This window comes from Streptomyces europaeiscabiei (genome assembly GCF_001550375.1).
GTDB classification, from domain to species: domain Bacteria; phylum Actinomycetota; class Actinomycetes; order Streptomycetales; family Streptomycetaceae; genus Streptomyces; species Streptomyces europaeiscabiei.
Genome location: NZ_LRTR01000897.1, coordinates 1 through 9,197, shown reverse-complemented (window position 1 = coordinate 9,197; position 9,197 = coordinate 1). Strand labels below are relative to the sequence as shown.

Below are 9,197 nucleotides of genomic sequence, written 5' to 3'. Positions count from 1 at the left end.
GGCCTGGGCCGCCTACGCCGCCGGGCGGGTGGCCGAGGCCGGGGAACGGTGGGCCGAGGCGGCGGACCACTTCGCCACCGCCGACGGCTTCTTCGACGGTCCCCTGCGAGCCCACCACGCCCGTGGCCGTGCCGCCGCCGAGAACGGCGCCTGGTCCGAGGCCCTGGCCGCCATGGAAGCGGCGTCGGCCGGCCGTCCGGCGGCGGCCGACGCCGACGCCCACCGTCTGTCGGCCCCCTTGCCCCGCCCCGGCCCATGGGTCGACACCCTGCGGAGACGGGTGCGCGAGAGCGCGGACGCCGCAGCCGGTGCGGGTGACTGGCACCGGGCCGTCGAATGTCTGCGCCTTCTCCCGGAGGCGGACGACCACACGCGGTCGCTGCGGCGATTCGCCGAGGGGCGGATCGCGGAGGCGGCCGGGGACTGGGAGGCGGCCGCCGAGACGTACGCGGACTCGACACACCCCGACGCCGGTCCACGGCGCCGGTACTCGCTCGGTCGGCTCTGCGCCCTGCGTCAGGACTGGGAGGCGGCCCGGGACCACTTGGACCGGGTTCCCGAACAGGTCCACGACTTCCCGCAGCCACCGGCCGAACTGCTGCTGTACACGCGGGCCCGTGCCGCCTACGCGCGCGGGGACTGGAACGCCGTCGTCGACGGCTTCGGCGGGCTGCCGGACGGCCACGCGGACGGCGATGTGGGCCACCGCCGCAAGTACGCGCGTGCCCGCCTCGCCGAACATCAGGAAGCCTCCGCACCACCCGGCACCTGGACCTCCGTACTGGGCCATCTGGACGGCGTGCCGGACAAGGCGCTGGACGGGGCGGTGGGGCTGCTGCGGTGCAAGGCCGCGGGGATGCACGCGCAGAGCGGGGGCGACTGGGAACGCGCCCGGGACCTCTACGCGGGGTTCGCCACCGAGGACGAGGAGTTCACACGCCTGCACGGCTACGCGCAGGCACGGTTGCACGAGCTGGCGGACCGCTGGGCCGAAGCGCTGACCGCCTACCGGGACCTTCCCGAGGAGCACGGCGACACCGCTTCGCGCACGCGGTACGCGCACGCCAGGATCGACGAAGCCGCCGCCGACGACGACGCGGAGCGATGGCATGCCATCCGGGCGAGCTACGAGGAACTGACGGAGTCCTTCGCCGAGCACGGCGGCTTCGCCGACTCCTCCGTGCGCAAAGAGTACGCGCGGGCCCGGGCCGCCGAGGCCGAGGGGAACTGGGAGGAGGCGCACCGGGTGGCCGAGGCGCTGCGCGCCCACTCCGACGCGCCCCGGATAGCCGGCTACGCGCGAGGCCGCCTCGCGGAGGCCGATCAGGACTGGCACCGGGCCGTGGACGCCTTCCGGGGCTGTGGGGACCATCGGGACGCCGACCGGAGGCTGGCCCACTGCGAGGGCCGGCTGCTGGAGGAACGGGGCCGCCTCACCGCCGCGGCCGAGGCCTACGAACGGGCCGGTGACGACCACGAGGAGGCGGGGGCCCGGGCCGCCCAGCTGCGCACGACGCTGCGGGCGCTGCCCTGGACGGACGGCCCGATCGGCGAGTCCCTGGTGGCCGACCCGTTGGCACTGCGCGACACGACCTTCCCGTACCGGGCTCTGCGGGACGCCGGCATCGGCCCTGACTCGTCCATGGACGTCGTGAACGACGCGTCGTTCACGCTGATGGAGCTGGGCGGCAGGACCTGGGACTGGTCGGAGCGGGTGGCCTGGGACAGACTGCGGCTGCCCGGGCTGCGGCTGGAGTTGGACGCCCTGCTCTACCGGTGGCACGCGCCGACCGCGGTCCGCGAGGCGGTGACACGGATCGCGCCGGACGGCGAGCCCGACCCACTCGCCGCCCTGTGCGAGCAGTTCCCGCGCGAGGCCCCGCTGCTGCTCCTGCTCGCGCGGGGCAGGGACGCGGCCCTCACTGCGTGGCGACAGCGGCTGGCGACGGCTCCCGGAGACATGTCGGTGGTCCACGGGCTGGCCGTCGCCCACCTGTGGCAGGCGCAGGAGCTCGAGGACAGCGGCGCCTGGGAGCACGCGGTGCGCGCCTGGGAAGCGGCGCTCGTGTACTGGGCGGCGCTGCTGAGCGACAAGGACTACTGGGACGGCTGGCGTACCGAACGCGCGAGCCGCTACCGCCGGAACGTGACGCCCGATGACATGGCCCAGCTGTGCTGGGCGCTCAGCCGCCACCTCTTCGGGCAACTGGCCACGGCCGAGCAACGCCACACCGAGCAGGGCCGCCCGGCGCAGGCGGAGGCGTACCGGGAGCTGACCGGCGTGTTCGAGGCGGAGCTCGGCGGGGCCCGGGTGTTGAGGTACGTGGGCGGCCTGCCGTCCGTCCCGGGCACGGGAGGCGCACCGGCCTGCGGCCCTCGATATCTGCGCATGCTCCGGCTTGAGGTCCCCCTGGCCGAGCAGGCCGCCGAGCTGAGCGCCGCGGCCCACCGAGGGCAGGACCCGGGCGAGTACGCGGTACGCGAACTGCGCTGGGCCTTCTCGGAGTTGGCGCGGTCCTCCGCGTTGTCCGAGGCGCACCGGTTCGAGCAGGCGCTCGACGCGCTGCCCGTGCTCGGTACGCTCACCGACCTGCCCGAGGACTGCGGCGGCCCCGGTGCCCGCGCGAACCTCGCCGCGCACCTCCGGGAGTGCGGTCACTGCCAGGACTTCGTCCACCGCAACCCGGCCTATCTGCGGCTGCCCGGACGTCACGCCCGGCTGGTGCAGGACGGTACGGCGCTCGCGGTGCAGGCCCGTCTCGCACTCGCGCAGGCGGCGCTCACCAGTGGCTCGGGCGGGGTGGACCGGGCCTTGACGCAGTGGGCCGAGGCCGTGCGTGCCTCGGCGAAGGCCGGGATGGAGGCCCGCACCAAGCAGGCCGTGGTGCACATGGTGCTGGGGCGGGTCGAGGCGCTGCGCGATGTGGTGGACCACAAGCAGCGGGACACCGCCCTGAACGAGGCGGTGACGCTGCTCGAGGAGGTCGGCCCGGTACTGCGTCCCCTGTCCCGGGATCTCGCGGGCCGGCTGGACACGCAGTTGTCCAAGGTGCTCTCGCAACGCGGGGTGTGGCGGGCCTCCGAGCGCAGACGCTACGGGCTGTCGCTCGACGGGCCGGCCGCGGAGGCCGACCTGCGGCGGGCGCTGGCGCTGAACCCCGAGTCGGGCCACGCCCGAGACAACCTCGTACGGTCACTGGTCTTCACGACGGACGGGCGGGTGTCCTCCCCCGCGGCACGGCTGAGGGCCGTCGAGGAGGCTCTCGCGCTGCTGCACACCGGCCTGGGGCAGCCGTTGCCGCACAGCGCCTACCGCGAGACGCTCGGAGAGACACTGAACGCGCTGGAGACCCTGGTCGCCGGGGAGCTCGGCATCGACGGCATGACCGAGCTGATGCGGACGACGGCGCGGGAGCAGCCGCCGGACGAGACCGATCTGCCGTCGTTCGCACGGCGGTTGGCAGGACTCGTGCCGCGTGACCCGGTGGAGGGCGACCTCCCGCGAGCCATGCACCTGCTCATCCGGGCCGTCCGCGCGGATCCGCCCGCACCGGAGATACGCAGCCTGCTGCTGGACATGGTCCGCCGCCGGCTCGACACCCTGCCGGACCCGCTGGAACACGTGGAGGAGGAGACCGAGTGATGATCGAGGACCGTTCCGAGGTGCCGGGCGCGCCGTCGCCGTACGAGGCGCTGGCCACGGTGGGGGTGACGCCGTGGACGACTCACGCCGAGATGCAGGACGTTTCCTTCGAGCTGCTGGCCCGGGGTCTGATGAACCCGCACACCCAGCAGGCCTGGAACGACCTGCGCGACCCGCGCCAACGCCTGCTGCTCGATCTCTTCCTGTACGACATCGACGACACGGAGGGCGCGCATGGCGCCGGCGATGCGGCCGCCGGTGCGGCCGACGGTGGCCCGGCGGAGCCGGCGGCGCCCGCGGAGCCGCCCCCTCCTTGGGCCGCCCGGCTGCTGGACGAACTGATCCGGTTCGGCGAATGACGGGCGACGCGAGGGGACGGCGGACGGTGCGGACAGGGGAAGGGACGGAACAGCGATGACGTCGATCGGCATCGACCTCGGCACCACCAACAGCGGGGTCGCACGCTACGACCCGGAGCGCGGGGAGGCCCGGGTGGTCCCCAACGGGCAGAGCGAGGCGCTGACGCCCTCGGTGGTCGGTCTTCTGCGGACCGACGGCTCCGAGTCACTGCTGGTCGGGAGGACCGCGCTCGACCGGGCAGCCCGCCAGCTCGACGGCACGGTGGTGTCGGTCAAGCGGCTGATGGGCCGTGACTTCACGGACGCGAAGGTGGTCCGGGCCCGGGCGAACCTCGCCTACGAGATCGTCCCCGGCCCGGACGACGACCCGCGGGCGCACGTCGCCCTCGGGGACCGCAACGTCACCCCGGCCGAGATCTCCAGCGCGATCCTGCGCAAGCTCGTGGAGGACGCCTCGCGGAGCCTGGGCACACAGGTGACCCACGCGGTGATCACGGTGCCGGCCTACTTCGGCGACGCCCAGCGGGCCGCCACGCGGGAGGCCGCCGAGCTCGCCGGGATCGTCGTCAAGAAGATCATCGACGAGCCCACGGCGGCCGCGATCGCCTTCGGCCTGGACAAGCGGGACGGGGACCGCAGCCGCATCCTCGTCTACGACCTGGGGGGCGGCACGTTCGACATCTCGGTCCTGGACTCGACCCGGGACCGGGCCGGCAACGCCCAGTTCACCGTACGCAGGTTCGCCGGCGACGACTGGCTCGGCGGGGACGACTTCGACCTGGCCCTCGTGGACCGGATCGCCGAGTGGGTACGCAAGAACCACGCCGTGGACCCGTCCGGGGACAAGAAGTTCCAGTTCACCGCGAAGAAGTTCGCCGAACAGGCGAAGCGGGAACTCAACGACGCCTCGGAGACGGTCGTCTTCATCCCCGCCGCGTACAGGAGCGACGACGGCGTCGTCGTCGACGTCGACATGCCCCTGACGCGGGCCGATCTGCGGGAAGTGACCGCGCCGCTCGTGGAGCGCACCATGCGTCTGGTCCGCGACACCCTGGAGCAGGACAACCTGAGCCCCGAGCAGATCACGGATGTGCTCCTGGTCGGCGGCGGGACGCTGGTGCGGCCCGTGTACGAGGCGGTGGAGGCCTGCTTCGGCAAGGAGAAGGTCCGCCGGAACATCAACCCCATGGAGTGCGTGGCGCTCGGCGCAGGCATCCTCGCCGGGACACTGCACGGCGTGGAGTGCCCCGAAGCGGACTGCAGGAAGCTCAACGAGGAGTCCGACACGGCGTGTTCGGCGTGCGGGACGAGCCTGACCAACGCCCGCGCGGTCGGCGACATCGGTCTGCACGAGGTGACCGGCGACGCGATGGGCGTCGCCGCGGTCCGGGGCTCGCAACGCGACGTGTTCGTGCCGATCATCCGCGGCGGCATGGCGTACCCCCTGCCGCAGCCGTGCACCGAGGTCTTCCAGGCGACCGACCGCCAAGTCATCCGTGTCCCCGTGTACGAGGGCAACAGCCCGGTGGCCAGCAAGAACCGGGAACAGGGCGTCGTGGAACTGGAACTGCCGGAGCCCATCGACATCGGGGAACGCGTCGAGGTGTCGTTCAATTACGACGCGAACCGCAACATCAGGGTGACGATCGCCGTACCGAGGATGAACTTCCAGCAGGAGGCGGTTCCGAGCCGGGAGAAGCCTCGCACCCAGCCACCCGCCGCGCCGGCCGAGCCGGACAGCGCCACGCTGCGCGAGCGCCTGGAGTACGCCAAACGGGACGCGGACCGGTTTCTCCAGCGGTACGGGTCGTACATCGACCACCTGCAGGAGATGAAGTTCCGCCGGGACATCGAGCAGGCGGGCCAGGCCCTGCTGCTGGGAGAGAGCGGTGAGTACCAGCGCCTGACCGAACTGCTGGTCGACGGCATGTACCACCACTGCGGTCACGCCAGTCAGTTCCTCCACGCGGAGCTGGCGGCGGACGGCGCACCGCCGGACACCGCCCGCCGGATCAACGAGGCGCTCGGCTACGTGAAGCAGGCCCATGCCGAGGGCAACCGCGCCCACACCGACCAGCAGGCCCGTAATCTCGCCAACCTGGTGGCGCAGGCGTACAGCGCGCGCAGGGTGTCCGCGCTGCGGGACGCGGAGCGCTTCGGCGGGATACTGCGGGTCCCGGACGACGCGGTGGACGCGTGACCGCGCCACGGCGCACGGGGGCGAGCGGTCACGAGATCGGGCTCGGACTGGACTTCGGCAGCACGGGGCTGCGCGCGGCGTTCGGCCGGCCGGGGGGCTCGGTGCGGCGGCTGACGCCGTCCGCCTCGTACTGGCCCTGGCTGCTGTGCGAGCCCGCCGTGACCGGGCCGCTTCCGGTCACGTTCCCCAGCCTCAAGAGCCGACTGGGCAGTGGGCGTGCGGTACTCGTCGGCGATGCGCGCACGACGCCGGACGAACTGGTGACCCGCATGCTGCGGGAACTGCGCGAACAGGTCGAGGCGGCGGCCTCCGGCCGGATCGCGCAGACGGTCGTCTCGGTACCCGTGGGCTACCGCTCGGCACAGCGGGCGGCCCTGCTCGACGCGGCGCGCGCGGCCGGACTCACCGAGGTGCGGCTGATCGGTGACGCGATGGCCGCGGTCATCGGACACACGGCGGGCCGGGGCAGCAGCACATGCCTCGTCTACGGCCTCGGGTACGGCGGATTCGAACTGGGCCTGATCCGCGGTGCGCGGGGCCGCTACCGGGCTCTCGGACACGAGACCGCGTCGAGCACCGGCGGCCGGGCGTTCGACGAGGCCGCGCTGACCGCCGTGGCACGGACGGTGCGGGACCGGACTGATCCGGACGGACTCGACGAGGCCGACTGGCTGGGGCTGCGTGCCCGGGTGCAGGAGATCAGGGAACGGCTTGGCGCACCCGGCGGTGACGACTCCGCGGTGCTGGAGACGGCCCTCGGTGGATCCGCGGAGCGACTGCGGTTCGATCGTGACCAGCAGGAGGCGTTCCTGGACCGGCATGTCCGGCGGACCCTCGGCCGCGCGCACACCCTGCTGGACCAGTCGGGAATGGCCGCGCGGGACGTGGACACGCTGTTGCTGGTGGGCGGAGGCACACGCTTGGAGCAGGTCCGGGCGGGGGCGCGCGGGCTCGGGCGCACGACCGTCCGGGCCTCCGCCGACCTGCTCGCCCTGGGCGCCCTGATGCACGCGTCGCGGCTCGCGGGGCTACCGCCGTCCGGCCTCGACGGGCTCGCCCTGGAATCGGAGGCGTCCGACGACACTCTGGCGGACTCTCCCCGGCTCAGCGTCACCCTCCTGTCCGGCCCGGGGGTGACGGACGGCGCTCCCCTCGACATCGCCCGCGCTCGCGAGCTGGTGGCGCGCGGGCAGGTGACCGAGGCGCGGGCGTTGCTGGAGGCGGTGGTGGCCGAGGCGCGGGCGTTGCTCGACGCCCTCGACGCCCCCGGACCGGTGGACGCCGCCGAGCCGTCCGGGCTATCCGGGCCGTCCCGGTCGGCGGAGTCCGCGCACCCGGCGGACCAGGACGCCGCGCGTCTGCTCTCCGCCGCTCGTGACCTGCTGACGCAGGGCCGGTACGACCGCGCCGTACGCACGGCACACGCCGCCTGGCAGGCCGCGCACGACGGCGCGTCCGGACCCGATCTGCTGGACGCGATGATCCATGTGCACTGCGCGGCGGCGATGGCCGACTCCTCGCCCGAGCACTTCACCGACGCCTACCGCTGGCTGCGCTGCGCCTACGACCACGACCCCACCAACACCCGCGTCCGCGAACTGCTCGCCGAGCGCACCTATCGGCACGCGGACCGGCTGCACGGCCGCGGCCGGCGCGACGAGGCCGTCGAGGCGCTGCGCCAGTGCCTCGCATGGAATCCTGAACACGGCTCCGCCCAGGACCTGTTGGAGCGACTGGGCCGCCATGGCAGAAACCACGGGGCCAGGGGTGGCGTCCCACGCTGATGAGTGCCCGGCAGATCGCACGACCACCGGCCGTCCCGGTGCCGAGTCAGGAGAAACACGCTTGACGACCGTATCCCCGCCCCACGGGTCGACGTTCCTGGACGAGAAGGTCCTGGGCAAGGAGTTGGAGGACCTGCTCGACCAGACGTCCCGGCTCGACGTCTGCGCGAAAGAACTCCGGTTGCTGGCTGAGGACTTGACGAACGGCGACCGGCTCGACCGGTGGGCCGAGGTCGATCTCGTCCAGTCCTTCGTACGCGCCGAGAGTCTCGCGGATCCACCGCAGCCCGCCCCTCCCCCGAACCAGCCGTGGTGGCGTCCGGCATGGTCGCGCCGGAGCCCCCGGGACGGTGTCCTGGAGGCCGCGCTGGGTGTACTGGTGTTCGTCCCGCTGCTGGTCACGTGGTTCGGGCTGCGCGAAGCCGTACGTGCCTACGGCGAGTTGGCCCGGGACCGGCCCGAGGAAGCCACCCGTCCCTTTCTGCAGCTGTGGCAGTCGGGATTCGACGGACGGCTGTCGGCGCTCGGCCGCTTCGAGAACGTGGCCCTGACAGCCGCCCTGCTGATCACGCTGCTGGTGCTGCTGTCGGTGTGGCACGCGCGCGTCCGGACCCGCACCGAGCGGGACGAGGAGGCCCGGGAGGCCGCGGACGGGCGGTTGCTCGGCTCGCTCGCGGCGCTGCTGACCCGGGTCCAGATGAGTCTCGCCCCGCACCGCAGGGCCTCCCCCGAGCAGTTCACCCAAGAACTGACGCACGCCGCCGAGCAGTTGCGGGAGTTGACCGAGAGGGCCGACGAGAGCCACAAGACCCTGGCAGCCGGCGCGACGGCCGTGGGCAAGGCGACGGACGCGCTGCGGAAGGCCGCGGCCGCGCTGTCCGGCGAGGTACCCAGGATCGGCGGCGCGGCCGACCGGGTCGAGGGCGCCGTCAAGGCGAGCCTGGTGGCGTCGACGCAGGCGCGGCAGGCCAACGAGGACGCGGCTCGCGGTATCGCGGACCGGGTCCAGGCCGCCGGTGACACCGTGCGGACCGCGTTCGAGTCGCTGGTCAGTGTCCAGCAGACGCTGGCGGCGAAGTCCGACACGGTGGCTCAGGCCGCCGAGCGGGCGGCGGAGGCCGTCGCCGCGGGTGCGGAGCGTACGAACGACGCGGTCGACGGGATGCGCGAGGCGACCGAACGCTGGGACGCCGCGGCCGCGCACTGGCAGG

At 73.3% G+C, this 9,197-nt stretch carries 5 protein-coding genes; all 5 read left to right on the top strand.

Annotated features, from left to right (window positions below):
* Positions 1–3,643, top strand: a 3,643-nt coding sequence (locus tag AWZ10_RS45325; protein ID WP_159058609.1) for a hypothetical protein, incomplete at its 5' end; no start/stop codon positions are given.
* Positions 3,643–4,002 (top strand): hypothetical protein, encoded by a 360-nt coding sequence (locus AWZ10_RS45320; RefSeq protein ID WP_046704589.1) that lies wholly within the window; start codon positions 3,643–3,645, stop codon positions 4,000–4,002. The genes AWZ10_RS45325 and AWZ10_RS45320, both read left to right, overlap by 1 nt.
* Before the next feature lie 55 nt (positions 4,003–4,057).
* Positions 4,058–6,202 carry an Hsp70 family protein gene (locus tag AWZ10_RS45315; protein WP_046704590.1) on the top strand — a complete coding sequence of 715 codons (2,145 nt, stop codon included), beginning with the start codon at positions 4,058–4,060 and terminating at the stop codon, positions 6,200–6,202.
* Positions 6,199–7,986, top strand: a complete 1,788-nt coding sequence (locus AWZ10_RS45310; RefSeq protein ID WP_046704591.1) for an Hsp70 family protein — start codon at positions 6,199–6,201, stop codon at positions 7,984–7,986. Before AWZ10_RS45315 ends, AWZ10_RS45310 begins: the two co-directional genes overlap by 4 nt.
* Positions 7,987–8,047: 61 nt before the next feature.
* The coding region (locus AWZ10_RS45305) for a hypothetical protein (RefSeq protein ID WP_060894146.1) at positions 8,048–9,197 on the top strand (1,150 nt) is incomplete at its 3' end.